Source organism: Cutibacterium avidum 44067 (genome assembly GCF_000367205.1).
Lineage (GTDB): Bacteria > Actinomycetota > Actinomycetes > Propionibacteriales > Propionibacteriaceae > Cutibacterium > Cutibacterium avidum.
Genome location: NC_021064.1, coordinates 2,154,330 through 2,173,322, shown reverse-complemented (window position 1 = coordinate 2,173,322; position 18,993 = coordinate 2,154,330). Strand labels below are relative to the sequence as shown.

Genomic DNA, 18,993 nt, shown 5'->3' with positions numbered 1-18,993 from the left:
CGTCCCACATGGGTGAACCACGGATCATCGACACCGCCGATCTGGACGACGGTGTGACCATCGGCGACGGTTCGTCGATCTGGCACCTCTCCCAAGTCCGCAGCGAAGCTGTCCTCGGACGCAACGTCGTGGTGGGCCGTGGTGCCTACATCGGCGAGGGCGTCCGCGTCGGCGACAACTGCAAGATTCAGAATTACGCGCTGGTCTACGAGCCGGCGGAGCTGGAGGACGGGGTCTTCATCGGTCCGGCGGTGGTCCTCACCAATGACCACTTCCCCCGCGCCATCAACCCCGACGGCTCCCTCAAGTCGGCTGACGACTGGGAGCAGGTGGGCGTGACCTGCAAGCGCGGTTGCGCCATCGGCGCCCGCTCTGTGTGCGTCGCCCCCGTCACCATCGGTGAGTGGGCCACGGTGGCGGCCGGATCGGTCGTCACCAAGGATGTCCCGGCCTATGCCCTGGTGGCTGGTGTACCAGCTCGTCGAGTCAAGTGGGTGGGTCGTTCCGGCTTCCCGCTGGATCCCGACGGTGAGAACAAGTGGATCGACTCGCGAACCGGGGACCGGTTCGTCGAGGATCCCGAGACCGACACGCTGACTCTCGTCAGCGAGGGCGAGCAGGCCTGAGGTCGTCGTCCCCCAACCCAAGTCCCCCTTTTGTGGGTGCCACGGCGCCCACAAACCGGACATCGTGTCCGAACAGTTAGGAGCTTTCAACGTGACTGCCCAGTTCATTCCACCTGCCAAGCCGATCCTCGGTGATGACGAGCGCAAGGCCGTCGACGAGGTCATCGCCTCCGGCATGGTCGCCCAGGGCCCCCAGGTCCACGCCTTCGAGGAGGAGTTCTCCTCCCAGGTCGTCGACGGGGTCCACTGCGTGGCCGTCAACTCGGGCACCTCGGCCCTGCACATCGGTCTGCTGGCCTCCGGCATTGGTGAGGGTGACGAGGTCATCGTTCCTTCCTTCACCTTCGCCGCCACCGGCAACTCCGTCGCCCTGTCCGGCGCCAAGCCGGTCTTCGCCGACGTCGACCCGGTGACCTTCAACCTGGATCCGGTCTCCATCGAGGCCTCCATCACCGACAAGACTGCCGCGATCATGCCGGTGCACCTCTACGGACTGCCGGCCAACATGCCTGAGATCCTCAAGATCGCCGAGAAGCACGGCCTCAGGGTCTTCGAGGACTGCGCCCAGGCTCACGCCGCCAGCATCGACGGCAAGCACGTCGGTACCTTCGGTACCTTCGGCGCCTTCTCTTTCTACCCGACCAAGAACATGACCTCGGGTGAGGGTGGCATGATTACCACCTCCGACCCGGAGGTCGCACGCGAGGCTGCCATGCTCCGCAACCAGGGCATGGAGAAGCGTTACGCCAACGAGTACGTCGGCCTCAACAACCGCATGACCGACATTCACGCCTCCATCGGTCGTGTTCAGCTCACCAAGCTGGCCGGCTGGACGAAGACCCGTCAGGAGAACGCGGCCTTCCTGTCGAAGAACATCACCGAGGCCGTCACCCCGGTCGTTCCCGAGAGCTACGTGCACGTGTACCACCAGTACACGATCCGTCTCGAGGGAGCCACCGGCGAGGAGCGCGACCGCTTCGTCACCGCCCTCAAGGAGGAGCACCAGGTCGGCTCGGGGGTCTACTACCCGATTCCGAACCACCGTCTGCCCTCGCTGGCCCCGTATGCCCCTGGCCTCGAGCTGCCGAACACCGAGAAGGTTGCCGCAGAGTGCGTCTCGCTGCCGGTTCACCCCTCGCTGTCCCAGGCCGACCTCGAGCGCATCGTCGCCGCTGTCAACGCTTGCGCGAAGGCAGGTGCCTGATGGCGAACCTGCGTGCCGGCATGGTCGGTATCGGCTCGATGGGCAAGAACCACGTCCGCAACCTGCGCGCCATCGACGGCGTCGACCTGGTCGCGATTGCGGACGCCTCCGGCAAGGACCCGTTCGGGGTCGCCGGTGACCTGCCCGTCCTGCCCGACGTCGACGCGGTCATCGAGGCTGGAGTCGACTACTGCGTCGTCGCGGCCCCGACCAAGTTCCACGAGGAGATCGGTCTCAAGCTGGCCGAGGCGGGGGTTCACGCCCTCATCGAGAAGCCGCTGGCCTACGACACCGCCGCCGCCACCCGTCTGGCCAAGGCCTTCGAGAGCAAGGGTCTCATCGGTGCCGTCGGTCACATCGAGCGGTACAACCCGGCCCTGCAGTCGCTGCGCAAGCGTCTGGAGAACGGCGACCTCGGTGACCTCTACCAAGTGGCCACCCGTCGTCAGGGTCCGTTCCCGGCCCGTATCGCCGACGTCGGCGTCGTCAAGGACCTCGCCAGCCACGACATCGACCTCACCGCCTGGGTCACCCAGCGTGAGTTCGAGCTGGTTGCCGCCCGCACCATGTTCAAGGCTGGCCGGGATTACGAGGACATGGTCTCGGCGACCTGCCAGCTCTCCGGTGGGCTCATGAGCAACCACCTCGTCAACTGGCTGACCCCGACCAAGGAGCGTCGTACCTTCGTGACCGGCGAGAAGGGCATGTTCATCGCGGACACCCTGACCGCTGACCTCACCTTCTACTCCAACGCCAAGGTTGCGACGGTGTGGGACGACATCGCCAACTTCCGTGGCGTTGCCGAGGGTGACGTCACCAGGTTCGCGATCCCGAAGCCCGAGCCGCTGCGCACCGAGCACGAGAACTTCCGTGACGCTGTGCTGGGTAAGGGATCCGACATCGTGACGATGACTCAGGGCGCCAAGGTTGTCCAGGTCTGCGAGGCGATGATCAACTCCGCCGCCTCCGGGGAGTTCGTCAAGATCTCCTGATACATCGGTCATGATCGGGCCGGGCCGTCGAGGCCCGGCCCGATTGCGTTCACCGACGCGTTCGGCCTGGGTCGAGCGGCCGAGTCACCACCGGCCTCGAGGGTAGGATGGCTGGCATCTTTGGTCTCCACGAATTCCCTGCCGGCCTGCGGGCCGTGGCATCGCGCTCGGTAGACCCCGCCCAGTGGTTCAGCGGGGCGGCCGAGGTTGTCGTCGCATGTCTTTTCCTCACGTGTACCTATGTCACAGTGGCCCAGCCACTTTTCGACAATGGCGCGTGCCCGCTGATGCTCCCGCTCTTCGCGGTAGCTGCCGTGGTGCTGGAAGTGTTGTGCATCGTCAGGGATGCACGGGGGGTACCGACTCCGCGGGAGTGGTCCCGTCCCCTCACCATCGTGGCGTGCAGTTTCCTGGCGCTGCTGGCCTGGGCTGCGGCCTCGATCCCCTTCCATGACCATGTCGTCTATGACTATTCCATGGGGGTCGTCAGGGGCCTGCCGCTCTATGCCCTCGTCGTGCCCCTGGCCGAGGCGACGATGACGATTCTCGTCGCTGTCTTCGCCTGCCGACTCATCGCGGTGGAGAACCTCGAGGGAGCGCTGTGGAGACTGTCCGTTCTGATGGCGATCGCGAACCCAATTGGGCTCGTCAACGAGTACTCAGCAGGTCATACGACGGGATGGCGGGTTGCCACCAAGCTCGGTGGGGCCGCGATCTGTCACGTGTTGCTGATCCTCGCCGGGGCCGTCGCAGTCGACGCCGTCATCCGGAACCGTCACCGGATCCTCTCGAGCGTGGCCGTCGTCAGCCACCTGGCCTGCTTGGCGGCGTCCGGGTCCCGTGCCGGGATTATCTGCCTGGCCCTGTTCATCCTCGGTCTGGTTCTCCTCGGACGCTCTCACCGCAGGAGAAGCCGTGAGCAATGGACCATCCTCGCGGTCCTGGGGATAGTGGTGGCCGGAGTTGCCATTTGGTTCGTCTCAACGGTGCGGACGGGGTCTCTGGTGGATCCGGCGAGGGCGAGGACCTGGGCCTTGGCGGGACGCGTCGTCCTCGAGTCACCGGGTCGTTTCCTGATGGGAACCGGCTATGGGACCATCTGGCCGTGGTTCGTCCTTGAGTCCACTTTCATGCCCGGGTCCTCCCATGGGATGCGCCAGACCCTGTACGGCTACAGTCTTCCGCACGCTCACAGCCTGGTCGCCCAGGTGCTGGGGGAGCTCGGGGCGATTGGCCTCGCCCTGCTGCTGGTCTCCCTGGGCACCGTCATCGCGGTGTGCATCAAGGGGATTCGCGGACACTTCCCGGTGCTGTGCCTCGGGGTGCTCGCGACGATCCCGGCCTTCCTGATGGACACCTACCTCATCAAGAACTTCCCGATCGCGCTGTTCTGGTGGTTCTTCACGCTGGTCGTCTGCCGGCTCGTGACGACCACGGGGAAGGATGACCGCGAGGAAGTGCCCGTCGACCACTGATTCGGGCGGGAAATTGTGCGCTCAGCCGTGATTTTTTCCGGGGCGAGTCAGCGGATGGTACGGCTACAGTACTAGCCTGAATCCGTCGTCAATCCATATTAGTGACGATGACGTCGCCAGGTCATGGATGTCGATGCCGCGCCCGGGCAGGTAGTTTTCGGGGTTGCCGGGGAGGTTTTGAACCCGCCGTCCGGACGGATTCGTCATTCCCGGACCATGGGGAAAGGAAAGGATTAGATGTCCCTCGAGCCGCTCGCCGCCGATGCCGAAGGCGTTACCGCAGTTGGAAGGGCGAGGGGGTTCAGACCCAAGCACTTGGTGACCGGCCCCTCACGCGACGACAAGTCATTCCTCGGACATCCGGGCGGACTGCCGTGGATGCTCCAGGTCGAGATGTGGGAGCGATTCTCCTGGTTCGGGATGCGGGCCATCCTCGTCTACTTCATCACCGACACCTTGGCGAATGGCGGCCTCGGGCTGCCGGTCAATGCCGGTCAGGTGGTGATGGCCTCCTATGGCGCTGCGGTGCTGCTCATGACGATTCCCGGCGGCATCTTCGCCGACCGGATCCTCGGGCCGTGGGTCTCCACCCTGTGGGGCGGTCTCATCATCATGACCGGTCACGTCATCTTGGCGATACCTCAGGTGGTGACGTCGTGGATCGGCCTTGTCTGCATCGCCATCGGTACCGGTTTCATCAAGCCGAATCTGTCGACGGTCGTCGGTGGCCTCTATGACGATGGCGATCCGCGTCGTGACCAAGGCTTCCTGTACTTCTACATGTCGATCAACATCGGCTCCCTCATCGCTCCGCTCATCACCGGTCTGCTCAAGGACCACTACGGGTACCACGTCGGATTCATCGCGGCAGCCATCGGTATGGCCCTGGCCCTCGTGGCCTTCGTCCATGGTCGTTCCAAGCTGCGCGACTTCGCCTTTGACATTCCCAATCCGCTCGCCCCGGGTGAGGGGCGACGGATGGTGCTCAAGACCCTGGGAATCATCGCGATTGGTGCTGTGCTCGTCATCGGGTTCAAGGCGTTGCTGGGTGAATGGACCTCGGCTATCGCCTACTCGCTGTTCACCTTCGCCACCGTGACGGCTCTGGGGTACTTCTTGACGATGTTCCGCTCCTCGAAGGTCACTGAGCGGGAGCGTGGTCACCTGTGGGCCTTCGTCCCGCTGTGGGTGGGGCAGGTGCTCTTCGTCATGATCTTCGAGCAGGCAGCCGGGAAGATGGCCACCTTCGCCAAGGCCAACACCGACGGTCACATCGCCGGTTCCGCCCTTCTCAAGCCGGAGCAGTACCAGATGATCAACCCGGCTGCCGTGCTCATCCTTGCCGGTCTGTTGGGCATGTGGTTCCGGAAGCGGGAGGGGAAGTTCCCCAACACCCCGCAGAAGTTCGCGATCTCGGTGTTCATCATCGGGCTGACCGCCCTCATGATGGGATTCGGCTTCCAGAGCTGGCCAGGCGGGGACAAGCTCGCGCCGTGGTGGTTCCTGGCCGTCGTCTTCGTCATTCAGACCGTCGCCGAGTTGTTCATGAACCCGATTGGCCTCTCGACGGCCACCAAGCTGGCCCCGAAGAAGTTCGCATCCCAGAACATGACTCTGTGGTTGCTGGCTGCGGCCTGCGGTCAGGGCCTGGCATCGGTGACGATCGAGCGCACGAAGAATCTTGGTGACGTGGTGTTCTACTACGGTCTGGGCATCGTGACGATCGTCGTCGCGGTCGTGCTCTTCGCCATCGCCCCGTGGACCCAGTCGAAGATGGAGGACGTCGATCAGGTGTGCCACGAGGATGCCGGGGTCACCCCGGAATCTGAAGGCCACTGAATCTGAAAGCTACTGATTCGTCGGTGGGGCCCGTCCGGTGGGGCGGGTCCCACGTCGTGTTGGTGGTCCGTGTCGACCCGGTTCTGTGTCAGAGACACCTTGGCAGAGGTACTTTCACCGTGTGTGGTGATCGGGTTGCTGACAGCTCCTGGTGCTATCCCAGGTGGCAGTCGACGGGTTCAGAACCCGATCTTCCACCAGCGTCTTGGCTCGGTGCGAAAGCCAGCCGTGAACCCTCGAAGGGACGCTGAGGGCTGATTAACGTGGTTTGTGTACGCATCGTTTCGACGATGAACCCAACCTTGGGAGCACACATGACGACGTACCAGTACCTCATCGTCGGTGGCGGGATGGCCGCCGACTCAGCCGCCCACGGCATCCGCGAGATTGACAAGGACGGGTCGATCGCCATCCTCAGCGCCGACGTTGATTCGCCGTACCCCCGCCCTGCCCTCAGCAAGAAGCTGTGGACGGATCCCGAGTTCACCTGGGACAAGACCGACCTCGCCACTGCCTCCGACACCGGTGCCGAGTTGCGCCTCGACACCGAGGTCCTCAGCATCGATCGCGATGCGAAGACCGTTCTGGTCGGTTCAGGTCAGGTTTTCGGCTACCAGAAACTGCTGCTCGTCACCGGCCTGACCCCGTCGCGCATCGACGATGACGGAGACGCCGTTCTCTACTTCCGATCCGCTCGTGACTACCAGAAACTGCGTGCCCTGGCCCAGCCTGGTCATCATTTGGTGATCATCGGTGGCGGATACATCGTCGCTGAGCTCGCCGCCGCCCTCGTCCAGCAGGGCTGCGAGGTCAGCCTCGTCACACCCGACCCGATCCTGGGCGGTTCCCAGTTCCCGGCCCAAATCGCGTCGGAGTACCAGAAGCTCTTCGCCGATGCCGGAGTCCACCTCGTCACCGGGCATCGTGTCTCCTCGGTGCGCAAGCACGAGAACGCCGAGGTCACCCTGGACGACGGCATCATCCTCGAGGCTGACGACGTCGTCGCCGGTCTGGGGGCGACTCCCGTCACCAACCTGGCCGAGGACGCCGGTCTCACCGTCGACAACGGCGTGGTCGTCGACGAGTACCTGCGCACCGACGACCCCGCCATCTGGGCAGCTGGCGACATCGCGAACTACCCGGACTCGGTGCTGGGCCGCACCCGCGTCGAGCACGTCGACAACGCCACCATGATGGGCAAGGCAGCGGGCCGCTCGATGGCCGGTTCGGACACCCCCTACGCCCACACCCCGATGATGTACTCGCAGGTGTTCGGGGTTCGCTGGGAGGCCGTTGGCGCTCTCGACGCCAGCCTTCAGACCACCTCGGTGGAGGTCGGGGACGGCCAGGTCGTCTACTACCTCAAGGACGGAAAGCCGGTCGGCGTCCTGCTGTGGAACCTGCCTGGGCGAACCGACGAGGCCGTCAAGGTGCTTGCCGACCCGCCCGAGGACCTCTCGGACGCCATCAACTGACTTCTACCACAGGAGACAACATCATGGATCTCGGACTCAACGGGCGGGTAGCCCTCATCACCGGTGCCGATTCGGGCATCGGTTGGAACACCGCGAAACTCCTCCTTGCGGAGGGAGCGAAGGTTGCCGTCACCGACCTTGACGCCGACGAGCTCACCAAGGCCGCGAAGGGCCTCGACGCGGCCGAGGACCGTCTCGTCGCCTTCCCGGCTGACGTCACCGACGCCGACTCCTTGGCCGAGCTCCACCAACAGGTGAAGGAGGCCTTCGGGCCGATCGACATCCTCGTCCAGTCAGCCGGGGTCACCGGCGCCCAGGGAAAGTTCCACGAGATCGACGAGGAGGGCTGGCTCTCCACCCTCGACATCGACCTCATGGGCCCGGTGCGGGTGCTGCGGGAGTTCATCGCCGACCTGCGTACCGGCGGGTGGGGTCGTGTCGTGCTGCTGGCTTCCGAGGATGGCGTCCAGCCCTATGACGACGAGATCCCGTACTGCGCCGCCAAAGCCGGTGTGTTGGCCTTGGCCAAGGGGCTGTCGCGCACCTACGCCCGGGAGGGGCTGCTCGTCAACGCTGTCTCCCCGGCCTTCATCCACACCCCGATGACCGACGCCATGATGAACAAGCGGTCCGAGGAACGTGGCGTCAGCTTCGACGACGCCATCGAGTCCTTCCTCGACGAGGAGCGCCCCTACATGGAGCTCAAGCGCCACGGAGAGCCCGAGGAGGTGGCTGCCGTCATCGCATTCCTGTGTTCCGACAAGGCCTCCTTCGTCAATGGGTCGAACTACCGTGTTGATTCCGGGTCGGTGGCGACGTTCTGACGACTTTCGGGTCCACGTGGAGATGGGCGAGGGCCGCTGTCGTCATGACAGCGGCCCTCGTCGTGCGTGGAGCGGGATCAGGCGTCGAGGTCGGACTCGATGAGATCAGCGATGGTGTTGACGTCATCCTCGTTGCCACCGGCGACCGTGACGGGATCGCCCGCGCCAGCACCGAGGGTCATGATGAGCAGCACGGATTTGGCGTCGATCGGCTCGCCTCCTTCTGCGGCCAGGGTGACGGTGGAGCCGAGTTTGGCAGCTTCCTGGGAGATGACTGCGGCGGGACGGGCGTGAAGCCCGACGGAGGATCCGACTTTGACGATTCTGCTGGCCATGATGGTGTCCCTTTCAGGGTTGTGTGTTTTGGCGTGGAAATTTCAGGCGGTGGCCTCGGCCTTGCGCTTGGCTGAGGCCTTGAAGATGGTCACGAGCAAGGCTGCCACGATGGTGCCGACGACGATGGCCAGGATGAAGGCCCAGACCCGGTCAATGGCGAAGAAGACGAAGATACCGCCGTGGGGAGCCTTGGACGCAGCACCCAGCGCCATCGACAGGGCCCCGGTGACGGCTCCGCCGGCCATCATCGAGGGGATGACGCGCAGTGGGTCAGCAGCTGCGAAGGGGATGGCACCTTCGGAGATGAACGAGGCACCCAGCAACCAGGCAGCGGTGCCGTTCTCGCGCTCTGCCGGTTGGTAGAGGTTCGGACGCAGAGTCGTCGACAGGGCCATCGCCAGGGGCGGGACCATCCCGGCTGCCATGACGGCGGCCATCACCTTGAGGGATCCGACATTGGTGACGGCGAGGTTCGTCGTCGCGAAGAGGTAGGCAGCCTTGTTGATGGGGCCGCCCAGGTCGGAGCACATCATGAGGCCCAGGATGATTCCGAGGATGACAGCCGATGCTCCGCTCATACCACCCAGCCAATTATTGAGGGCGTTGGTGAGGGCGGCCAGCGGTCGACCGAGGACCACGTACATGAGGCCACCGGCAATGAGGGATCCGACGAGCGGGATGATGACGACCGGCATGAGACCACGCAGCCAGCGGGGCGGGTTGAGACGGGTGAACCAGTAGGCAACCAGGCCACCCAACAGACCACCGACGATGGCGCCGATGAATCCGGCCCCGGTAACTCCGGCGACGGCACCAGCCACGAACCCCGGGGCGATGCCGGGACGATCAGCCAGACCGAAACCGATGTAGCCGGCGAGCGCGGGAAGCAGGAAGCCGAAAGCCGCCTGGCCGACGGCAAAGAGGACCGCGCCGATGTAGGTCATGGTGGCCGATCCACCCAGGGCATGAGCGGTAGGCGCCGGAAGGTTGTTGAAGGTGTTGTGGAGGGCGATGTCCATGCCGTCCTTGGCGATCTCGTACCCGCCGAAGAGGAATCCCAGGGCGATGAGCAGACCACCTGCCGCGACGAACGGGATCATGTAGGACACCCCGGTCATGAGGGCTTGCTGGATGCGCTTGCCCCAGCCGATCCGGGAACCGGCCTGCTCGGGCTCCTGGTGTTCGCCGTGGCCCGCCGGAACACGGTGCGCGTGCGGATCCTTGGCTGCCGCGACGGCCTCGGCGACCATCTTCTCGGGCTCGTTGACGGCACGCTTCACCCCTGACTCGATGACCGGCTTGCCGACGAATCGCTCCCGGCCCTTGACGCCGACGTCAGTGGCGAAGATGACGGCATCAGCGGCCTCGATGTCGGATGCGTCGAGGGGCTCGGTAGCGGTGGAACCTTGGGGCTCGACCTTGACGTCAACACCCATCTTCTTACCCGCGGCCGTGAGGTAGTCGGCGGCCATGTAGGTGTGGGCGATGCCGGTCGGACAAGCTGTGATGGCGACGATGTGGGTGGTGGGTGTCTGTTCGGGAGCTGTCGCGTCTGTCGCGGCGGCGGTGGTGGTTGCCGGTACAGGCGCGTCCTCCTTTGGTTCGACGACCCCGCCGATGAGGTCGACGACCGTCTGAGCGTCGGGGGCCTGGCGCAGTTGCTCGACGAATTCGGGCTTGACGAGGGCGCGAGCCAGCTTCGTGAGGAGCTTCATGTGGTCGGCACCACCGTTCTCGGCGGCAGCGATCATGAAGACGAGGTCAGCAGGGCCGTCAGGTCCGTTGAAGTCAACTGTGGGAGACAGCCGGGCGAAGCCGAGTGAGGGCTGGGAGACTGCGGCGGAGCGGCAGTGAGGGATAGCGAATCCACCGGGCATTCCGGTCGGGCTCTTGGACTCACGATCCAGGGCGTCATGGGTCAGGCCGCGGGCGTCGGCGCGTCCGGCCCTGGCGATGATTCCGGCGACCGAGGTGATGACCTCGGCCTTGGTCGAGCCCAGGTCAGCGTCGAGGGATACCAGTTCCGGGATGATGAGAGGGGCGTTCATCGGTTCTCCGATCTCACAGATGGGTGAGGCTGACGTGGATGGCGTCGGCCTGGGCAGGGGTCGGCATGGTCGACCCCGGGAGGGCTGCGGCGGCCGTGCCCCAGGCAACGGCGGTGCGCAGGCAGTTCTCGGGTTGGTCGCCGCGGGTACGGGCCAGCAGAAATCCGGCCAGGGAGGAGTCCCCGGCGCCAACGGTCGATCTCACCTCGACTGGTTCGGGCCAGGCGTGCCAGGCATCGGTCTCGGTGACGAGTAGGGCCCCCGCCCCGCCGAGGGTGACCAACACCTCGGTGATGCCGCGAAGACGTCGGGCGGCAGCGACGACGTCGTCGAAATGGCCCTGCTCGGCGGCGGACTCCAGGGAGTTGCCGTCGATCCCACAGAGCTGACCAAGCTCGACGGAGTTGGGCTTGACGAGTTCGGGAGCTGACTCGGGGAGTTTCCCGGACAGCTCTTGCAGGGGCTTGTCAGAGGTGTCGACAGCGACCTTGACGCCGGTTTCGTGCAGCCGACGGGTCATGGTGGTGTACCAGTCCGAAGGGACGCCGGGAGGGAGAGACCCGGACAGGACGACCCATTCAGCGTCGGTCGACGTCTCGAGGATGATCTCCTCGACGGCGGTCAGTTCGGCGGTGGTGAGTGCGGCTCCGGGGTGGTTGATCTTGGTTGTGGTGCCGTCGGGTTCGGTGATGGTGAGGTTGGTCCTCGCTGGCGTCGAGATCGGGACGGCGATGTGTGGGATCTTGTCATTGGCGAGGCCGGTGACAAGCCGGTCCTTGGTTCCGGCCGGTACGACGGCACAGGTGTCGACCCCAGCTCCGCAGAGGACTCGGGAAATGTTGACTCCCTTGCCAGCGGAGACCTCAGTGGAATTGCCGAGTCGGTTCACCTGGCCGCGTTGCAGCGGCCCAGGCAGGGATGCAGTGCGGTCGATGCTCGGGTTGAGGGTGACTGTGACGATCACGGGGGACTCCTTCGTCGCTTTTCCCAACGGTCCCTCAGGTATGAGCGACCCTTCAATGTTGGGATGTGTGACACTCTAAAACATAAAAGCTGGAAAAGCAACAATAAAACACTAAAACGGACATTTGGTGATGCGGGGCGCCGCGATGCCTCGGGGTGACTGTTTGACGGGCTGATCCGGCGACAGGCGTCGGTGTGGTGATCGGTCTTATGAATGGGGTTGCTGCCACCTGTGGTTGCACGTGCTGACGTCAGCAACCTAAACACCACACACGGTGGAAGTGCGTGCCGGGGGAAGCGTGCGCAGTGACCGGGGAGACTGAAATGGTCCTGGCTGCGGCCGACCTCAGGCGATGACGATCTCGACGCCAGACTTCTGCAGCATCTCAACCTGGTGTGGGGTTACCCCGGAGTCGGTGATGATGACGTCCACGTCACCCAACTCCGCGAACCTCATCGTTGACTCTGCCCCCATCTTCCGGGAGTCGGCCAACACGACGACGTGGTGGGCGCTTGCGATCATCGCTGTCTTTGTTGCGACCTCATCGGCGTCGGGGGTGGAGAGACCATGGTCCAGGGAGATGCCGTTGGTGCCCATGAAGGCGACGTCAACACGCAGCCGTGAAATGGCATCGACATTCCCGACGGTGGCCTGAGTGGTCGGGCGCAGGCGCCCGCCCAGTAGGTGGACGTCGCATGCACTGTGGGTTGCCATGGCGCTGGCGATCGGTGATGAGTTGGTGAAAACGGTGAAGCGCCTTGTGGGAGGTATGATCGCCGCGAGTCGACCGGTCGTCGATCCAGCGTCGAGGATGATCGATCCGTTGTCAGCCGGCAGGTGGGGCAGCGCAGCCCTGGCTATCTGCTCCTTCTGGCTCACCGCGGAGGAATCACGGGTGTCGAGGGGTTGATCTCCCAGCAGGTCGAACTCGATCGGGATGGCGCCACCGTGGACGCGTCTCAGCATCTTCTGGGTGCACAGTTGATCGAGATCGCGCCGAATGGTCTCCGGGACGACCCCCAGGGAGGCTGACGCATCAGACACCGACACCCGACCGGTCTCACGGGCGATGTTGATGAGCCACTTGTGTCTCTCGGCGGGATACACCGGCCCTCCTCAACGAAAAGCCCCCAGCGCAAACAGGCTAAATCCCTAGTCAGGCGCATGATGCGGGGATGACTGTGATGGCGGGAGCATAACACGAACTCATTGCGGCGCTCTGCCCGGTTAGACTGACGGGGGTATTCGCGAATCCCAAGGAGTTCAGGAATGAAAATTGCCGTCGTCGCCATGGGCAAGATCGGGCTTCCCCTGGCTGTGCAGTTCGCCGAGAAGGGTCACGACGTCATCGGCGTCGACGTGCAGCAGCGCGTCGTGGACGAGATCAACAAGGGCAACGAGCCCTTCCCCGGTGAGGCCTATCTCGACGAGAAGCTGAAGAAACTCGTCCCGGCCGGCAAGCTCGCCGCCACCACCGATTACTCCAAGGCGATTCCGGGCGCCGATGCGATCGTTCTCGTCGTCCCGCTGTTCGTCAACGACGAGACCTGGGAGCCGGACTTCGGCTGGATGGAGGCCGCGACCAAGTCGTTGGCGGAGCATCTCACCCCGGGCACCCTCATCTCCTACGAGACCACCCTGCCGGTCGGCACCACCCGCAACCGCTGGAAGCCGATGATCGAGGAGATCTCCGGCCTGACCGAGGGCAAGGACTTCCACCTCGTCTTCTCCCCGGAACGCGTCCTCACCGGCCGTGTCTTCGCCGACCTGCGTCGCTACCCGAAGCTCGTTGGCGGCCTGACCGACGAGGGCACTGCCAAGGGCATCGAGTTCTACGAGCAGGTCCTGGACTTCGACGATCGTGACGACCTGCCGCGCGTCAACGGCGTCTGGGACATGGGCACCGCCGAGGCCGCCGAGATGGCCAAGCTCGCCGAGACCACCTACCGCGACGTCAACATCGGCCTGGCCAACCAGTTCGGCAAGTACGCCGCCGCCAACGGCATCGACGTCTACAAGGTCATCGACGCCTGCAACTCGCAGCCCTACTCCCACATTCACCGTCCCGGCATCGCCGTCGGTGGACACTGCATCCCGGTCTACCCGCGCCTCTACCTGTGGACCGACCCGGACGCCACCATCGTCCGTACCGCCCGCGAGGCCAACATGACGATGCCGCAGTACTGCGTCGACCAGGCCGCCTCGGTGCTGGGAGACCTGTCCGGCAAGAAGGTCGTCGTCCTCGGTGCCTCCTACCGCGGCAAGGTCAAGGAGACTGCCTTCTCCGGCGTCTTCCCCACCGTCGAGATCCTGGCCAAGGCCGGCGCCGACGTCAGCGTCCATGACCCGATGTTCACCGACGAGGAGCTCGGCAAGTTCGGCTTCAAGGCCTACCACGTCGGTGAGCCCGTCGACGGGGCCCTGCTGCAGGCCGACCACCCCGAGTACGCCGAGCTGACCCCGGCCGATCTTCCGGGCATCAAGGTCCTCGTCGACGGTCGTCACGTCGTCGACGCGGCCAAGTGGGACGGCGTTGAGGTCATCGTCGTTGGTGACGGGGAGGCCTGAGTATGTCCCTTGCCCGCGTCTGTCACGTCTCGACCGTTCACAACCCCCGCGACGGCCGCATCTTCCGCAAGGAGTGCGCCAGCCTCGCCAAGCGGGGCGCCGATGTCTGGTTCATCGGCGCCCAGGACGGTGACGAGATCGTCGACGGGGTACATGTGGTGGGAATCGGCAAGGCCACCAACCGCATCGACCGTCTGACCCGCCGTCAGGCCAAGGTGTGGAAGGCCCTCGACCGGGTGAACCCCGATCTCGTCCACATCCATGACCCCGAGCTCATTCCGCTGGTACTGGCGTGGAAGAAGTTGCGCGGGCGGGCTGCGGTCTTCGATGCTCACGAGGACCTCGTCGCACAGATCGACGGCAAGGAATACCTGTCACCGAAGATCAAGCCGGTCGCCCGCACGGTCGCCAAGGCCCTGGTCACCATGGCTGACAAGGGGTTCGACGGTGTGGTCGCGGTAACCGACGGGGTTGCCGAGGACTTCGGACACCGCAACCAGAAGTTGGTCCACAACTACCCGCTGCTGTCGAGCTTCGACACCACGGTGGAGGGGGAGAAGGTTCCAGGCCAGATCGTCTACGTCGGCATGCTGTCCAAGGGACGTCAGACCGACAAGATGTTCGACATGATGGCCCTGATGGACGGTGACGCCCGCCTCGTCATCGCCGGCAAGCAGGATCCCGAGGTCGCCTACCTGTTCGACGAGCTCGACAAGCATCCGCGCGTTGACTACTGCGGATCCATCCCGGTTGACGAGGTGCCCGGTCTGCTCGCCTCCTCGGTCATCGGCCTGGTCTTCCTCGAGCCGCTGCCGAACTACGTCAACTCGCTGCCCACCAAGCTCTTCGAGTACATGGCGGCCGGGATCCCGTTCATCTCGACCGACCTGCCGTTCCTGGTGAACATGTTAGAGAAGTGGGACTGTGGAGTCTTCGTCGACACCTCGAAGGACGCCAAGGCTGCGGCCGAGGCGACCAAGGAGCTGCTGGCCGACCCGGAGCGCTGCAAGCGTCTCGGTGAGAACGGTCGACGTGCCATCGCCGAGGAGTTCAACTTCGAGGCTGACGTCGACGCCCTCGTCACTGTCGAGGAGCGCGCCCTGAAGCGTCAGGACTCCCAGATCGTCGAGGCATGACCCGGATCCTCACCCGTGTCCTGGTGGCCCTGCTGCCGCTGACGGTGCTCTTCGGCACCTACGCGGCGGTGGGGCCCTTGACGTCCTTCCGGGCAGACGTGGCCGCCCTGGCCGTGATAGCTCTGATCAAGGGGACGTCGTGGCCGCGACAGTGGCCGCTGATCATCTTTGGTCTCGCGTGGGTGGTCGTCGGTGTGGTGTCCGGGCTCATGGTGTCCTGGACGCCTGCCTGGGGCGATCTCGCCAACCTCGTCATCGGGTTGGTGCTGGTGTGGGCCCTGTCCAGGGTGAGGAATGACGACACCCTGGAAGACCTGACCCTGGGGTGGGAGGTCGCCATCCTCGTCAGCCTCCCCATTGCTGTGTGGGAGCACCGCACGACGCGTCACCTGGCGCAGTTCATCGACGGTCTGTGGCGGGGCCGACCGCTGGTGTACCCGCTGCCGGGAACCTTCTTCCCGAACCCGAACTACTACGGCCTGTTCCTCGTGCTGGGTCTGGGTCTGATCGCGTGGCACGCCGTCGTCAAGGGCGGTTGGCAACGCTGGTGCCACGTCGTCGTGGCCCTTGCCAGCTTCTACCTGCTGTGGCTGACCGGGTCGAAGCTCTGCCTCATGGGTGCGATACTGATGGCCATCGGCGCGGCTCTGACGTGGAAATACGGTCGGATCGTCGTCGGTGCGGGAGCCGTGGCCGTCGTCGTACTGGCCCTCGGGGCAGGTCGGGCGACGCTGCTCTCGGCGTGGAATGACGTCATCGCCGTCCTGGTGCAGCATGCCAATCTCGGCTCACACTCCTGGCCGGTCAGGCTGTCCCTGCTCGGCTTCGGGCTGCACCTCATCGCGACGCACCCGCTGATCGGGGTCGGACCCGGTGGGTTCGCCCACCTGTCCCGTCACCCCGCAGTGTATTCCCTGCACCACAAGACCAATCCCCATAACGGACTCATCCATGTGGCCTCCGACTACGGTGTTCTCGTCGCTGCTGTACTCGTCGTGGCATGGGTGTGGGGAATCGTCCGGGCGTTCCAGCGGTGTGCGCATCGCTCGGGACAGACCCGCCATATCGCCAGGCTGTACATCGCGATGATGTTCGCGGTCCCAGTGCTCATGATGGCCAACAGTGTTTTCGTCGGGCCGAACGTCGTCGCCCTGTGGATGGCCGTGCTCGTCCTGCTCGACACCGTGGTCGGGTCGCGAGATACCGTGATGGCGCGACGTGCTGTTCGCGAGGAGGCGTGAGTTGACGGCGCTGGACGATAGGCTGGGTCGACGTACGGTACGCGGGCAGGAAGGTTCATCAATGCGCGTCGTGAGCATCGTCGGGGCTCGTCCCCAGTTCGTGAAGTTGGCCCCGGTGGCCAAGGCCTTCGCGGCCGAGGGAATCGATCACAAGATCATCCACACCGGCCAGCACTACGACGTCAACATGTCCGACTCCTTCTTCATCGAGCTCGGCATCCCGAATCCTGATCTGCACCTGGGTGTCGGTGGCGGCTCCCACGGCCTCATGACCGGTCGCATGCTCGAGCAGCTCGACCCGGTGCTGGAGGAGATGAACCCGGATTGGGTGCTCGTCTACGGCGACACCAATTCGACCATTGCCGGCACTCTCTCCGCCGTCAAGATGCACCTTCCGGTGGCCCACCTCGAGGCCGGTCTGCGTTCCTTCAACCGCCGCATGCCCGAGGAGCACAACCGGGTCCTCACCGACCACGCTGCTGACCTCTGCCTGGCTCCGACCGAGGTGGCCATGGGTCACTTGGCCGACGAGGGGCTGGCTGCCCGATCGGTGCTCGTCGGTGACGTCATGACCGATGTCTGCCTGCAGGTGCGCGACTCCGTCCTTGCCAACCCGCGCCCGGTACCCGGCGTGGAGAAGGGCGAGAAGTACGTCATGGCGACGATCCACCGCGCCGACAACACCGACGATCCCGAGCGTCTGGCCCATATCCTTGATGCCCTCGGCGGCCTGGACCGTAAGGTCATCCTGCCGGTGCACCCGCGTCTGCGCGCCCGCGCCGAGGCCGACGGCATCACCATCGCCCGCGGCAACCTCACCACCATCGACCCGCTGGCTTATCCCGACATGGTCAATGCCGTCACCAATGCCGTCGGCGTCATCACCGACTCGGGCGGTCTGCAGAAGGAGGCCTTCCTGCTCGGCACCATCTGCACGACGGTACGTACCGAAACCGAATGGGTGGAGACCGTCGAGAATGGCTGGAACGTGCTCGATCCCGACGCCGAGCACCTCGCCGAGTACGCCACCCGCCCGCACCCCGAGGGCGATCCGGGACATCCGTACGGTGACGGCAATGCTGCTGCCAATGTCGCCAAGGTACTGCTCGAGGCCGGCAAGACGGACTGATGACCGATTCCCCTCGCCTCGGCAGGGTGGTGTCCCTGTCGACGGTGCATCACGGCCACGACAACCGGGTCTTCAACAAGGAGGCGCGGGCCCTGGTCGGGGTCGGCCATGACTATCACCTCGTCATTTCCGCCGAGCATGACGGGGTTGACCAGGGGATTCCGGTCGTCGCTCTGCACCGCGAGGAGGGACGACTCCGTCGGCTGGTCGTCAGTCAGCGGGAGGCGTGGCACCACCTGCAGGCCCTTCAACCTGAGGTGCTGCACATCCATGATCCCGAGCTCATCCCGTTGGCGCTGCTGTGGGGACGTCGTCACCACTGCAAGGTCATCCACGACGCTCACGAGGACCTCATCGGCCAGGTCGACACGAAGCCGTACTTGGGTAGGGTGACGCGGCCGCTGGCCCGGTTGGCAGCGCGTGGACTCGTCGGGCTGGCCGACCGCGGGGTCGACGCCGTCGTTGCCGCGACACCGACGGTCGGGGAAAGGTTTCACCACTCCCCGGTGACGGTGGTGCGCAACTATCCCTGGCTGGCGAATTACGACGCGACTCCGGCTCCGGTGCCGGGGCGGCTGGTGTACGTCGGAGACCTGTCGGAGGAGCGCAAGCTCTCCTTCATGATCGACGTGACGCGTCGGTCTCGTCAGCGGGTGCCAGGGGCCCATTTGGTGCTGGCCGGACGGGTGCTGCCGCGTTGTCAGGACACCGTTGACCGCGCGGTGGCCGAGGGCTTTGTCGAGCACTTGGGCCTTATTGGCCCGAACGAAGTGCCGAAGGTGTTGGCCAGCGGCCAGCTGGGGTTGGTATTCCTCAAACCGTTACCGAACTACGTCGCCTCTCTGCCGACGAAATTGTTCGAGTACATGGCCTCGCAGGTACCGTTCGCGGCATCCGATTTCCCGGCATGGCGGGAGATGTTCGACGGCTATGGTGCCGGGATCTTCGTCGACACCGAGGATGTCGCCGCGACCGCTGATGCCGTTGGCGCGCTGCTTGCCGATCCGAAGCGTTGCCATGAGATGGGCCAGGCGGGACGTCGGGCCGTCGAGTCGGGGCTGAACTTTGAGTCCCAGGCTGAGGCGCTGACGGGGCTGGTTTCTCGCCTGCTCGAGGGCTGATTACTCGGGAGCGAG

At 64.8% G+C, this 18,993-nt stretch carries 16 protein-coding genes; 12 read left to right on the top strand and 4 right to left on the bottom strand.

The window, feature by feature from the left end; genetic code table 11:
- Nucleotides 1-8 precede the first annotated feature (8 nt).
- From PALO_RS09995 to PALO_RS09965, 7 genes are all read left to right on the top strand, one after another.
- Nucleotides 9-626: an acyltransferase gene (locus PALO_RS09995; protein ID WP_015583448.1), complete on the top strand. Its 618-nt coding sequence runs from the start codon at nucleotides 9-11 to the stop codon at nucleotides 624-626.
- 91 nt (nucleotides 627-717) lie between these two features.
- Nucleotides 718-1,830: a DegT/DnrJ/EryC1/StrS family aminotransferase gene (locus PALO_RS09990; RefSeq protein WP_015583447.1), complete on the top strand. Its 1,113-nt coding sequence runs from the start codon at nucleotides 718-720 to the stop codon at nucleotides 1,828-1,830.
- Nucleotides 1,830-2,822 (top strand): Gfo/Idh/MocA family protein, encoded by a 993-nt coding sequence (locus PALO_RS09985; RefSeq protein ID WP_015583446.1) that lies wholly within the window; start codon nucleotides 1,830-1,832, stop codon nucleotides 2,820-2,822. The genes PALO_RS09990 and PALO_RS09985 overlap by 1 nt, the downstream gene beginning before the upstream one ends.
- 107 nt (nucleotides 2,823-2,929) lie before the next feature.
- Nucleotides 2,930-4,297: an O-antigen ligase family protein gene (locus PALO_RS09980; protein WP_015583445.1), complete on the top strand. Its 1,368-nt coding sequence runs from the start codon at nucleotides 2,930-2,932 to the stop codon at nucleotides 4,295-4,297.
- Nucleotides 4,298-4,534: 237 nt separating this feature from the next.
- Nucleotides 4,535-6,136, top strand: a complete 1,602-nt coding sequence (locus tag PALO_RS09975; protein ID WP_015583444.1) for a peptide MFS transporter — start codon at nucleotides 4,535-4,537, stop codon at nucleotides 6,134-6,136.
- A 290-nt stretch (nucleotides 6,137-6,426) separates the two neighbouring features.
- Nucleotides 6,427-7,611, top strand: a complete 1,185-nt coding sequence (locus tag PALO_RS09970; RefSeq protein ID WP_187290320.1) for an NAD(P)/FAD-dependent oxidoreductase — start codon at nucleotides 6,427-6,429, stop codon at nucleotides 7,609-7,611.
- Nucleotides 7,612-7,634: 23 nt separating this feature from the next.
- Nucleotides 7,635-8,435 carry an SDR family NAD(P)-dependent oxidoreductase gene (locus PALO_RS09965; protein ID WP_015583442.1) on the top strand — a complete coding sequence of 267 codons (801 nt, stop codon included), beginning with the start codon at nucleotides 7,635-7,637 and terminating at the stop codon, nucleotides 8,433-8,435.
- A 77-nt stretch (nucleotides 8,436-8,512) separates the two neighbouring features.
- Here PALO_RS09965 and PALO_RS09960 read toward each other — a convergent pair whose 3' ends face one another.
- From PALO_RS09960 to PALO_RS09945, 4 genes are all read right to left on the bottom strand, one after another.
- The gene (locus PALO_RS09960; protein ID WP_004810266.1) at nucleotides 8,513-8,770 is read right to left on the bottom strand and encodes an HPr family phosphocarrier protein; all 258 of its coding nucleotides are present in this window, start codon (nucleotides 8,768-8,770) and stop codon (nucleotides 8,513-8,515) included.
- Between the two features lie 42 nt (nucleotides 8,771-8,812).
- On the bottom strand, nucleotides 8,813-10,819 hold the full coding sequence (locus tag PALO_RS09955) for a PTS fructose transporter subunit IIABC (RefSeq protein WP_015583441.1): 2,007 nt from the start codon (nucleotides 10,817-10,819) through the stop codon (nucleotides 8,813-8,815).
- A gap of 13 nt (nucleotides 10,820-10,832) precedes the next feature.
- Entirely contained in the window at nucleotides 10,833-11,783 is a 951-nt protein-coding gene (locus PALO_RS09950; RefSeq protein WP_004810268.1) for a 1-phosphofructokinase family hexose kinase, read from the bottom strand.
- Between the two features lie 345 nt (nucleotides 11,784-12,128).
- Nucleotides 12,129-12,890 carry a DeoR/GlpR family DNA-binding transcription regulator gene (locus tag PALO_RS09945; protein WP_015583440.1) on the bottom strand — a complete coding sequence of 254 codons (762 nt, stop codon included), beginning with the start codon at nucleotides 12,888-12,890 and terminating at the stop codon, nucleotides 12,129-12,131.
- Nucleotides 12,891-13,052: 162 nt separating this feature from the next.
- Here PALO_RS09945 and PALO_RS09940 point away from each other — a divergent pair, with 162 nt between their 5' ends.
- From PALO_RS09940 to PALO_RS09920, 5 genes are all read left to right on the top strand, one after another.
- Nucleotides 13,053-14,351: a nucleotide sugar dehydrogenase gene (locus tag PALO_RS09940; protein ID WP_015583439.1), complete on the top strand. Its 1,299-nt coding sequence runs from the start codon at nucleotides 13,053-13,055 to the stop codon at nucleotides 14,349-14,351.
- A 2-nt stretch (nucleotides 14,352-14,353) separates the two neighbouring features.
- A complete protein-coding gene (locus PALO_RS09935) occupies nucleotides 14,354-15,487 on the top strand; it encodes a glycosyltransferase (protein ID WP_015583438.1) in 1,134 nt (377 codons plus the stop codon).
- The gene (locus PALO_RS09930; RefSeq protein WP_015583437.1) at nucleotides 15,484-16,728 is read left to right on the top strand and encodes an O-antigen ligase family protein; all 1,245 of its coding nucleotides are present in this window, start codon (nucleotides 15,484-15,486) and stop codon (nucleotides 16,726-16,728) included. The genes PALO_RS09935 and PALO_RS09930 overlap by 4 nt, the downstream gene beginning before the upstream one ends.
- 61 nt (nucleotides 16,729-16,789) lie before the next feature.
- Nucleotides 16,790-17,857, top strand: coding sequence for a non-hydrolyzing UDP-N-acetylglucosamine 2-epimerase (wecB, locus tag PALO_RS09925; protein ID WP_015583436.1), 1,068 nt, complete (start codon nucleotides 16,790-16,792; stop codon nucleotides 17,855-17,857).
- Complete coding sequence (locus PALO_RS09920; protein WP_015583435.1) at nucleotides 17,857-18,978, top strand: glycosyltransferase; 1,122 nt, start codon at nucleotides 17,857-17,859, stop codon at nucleotides 18,976-18,978. The genes wecB and PALO_RS09920 overlap by 1 nt, the downstream gene beginning before the upstream one ends.
- Nucleotides 18,979-18,993: the final 15 nt, after the last annotated feature.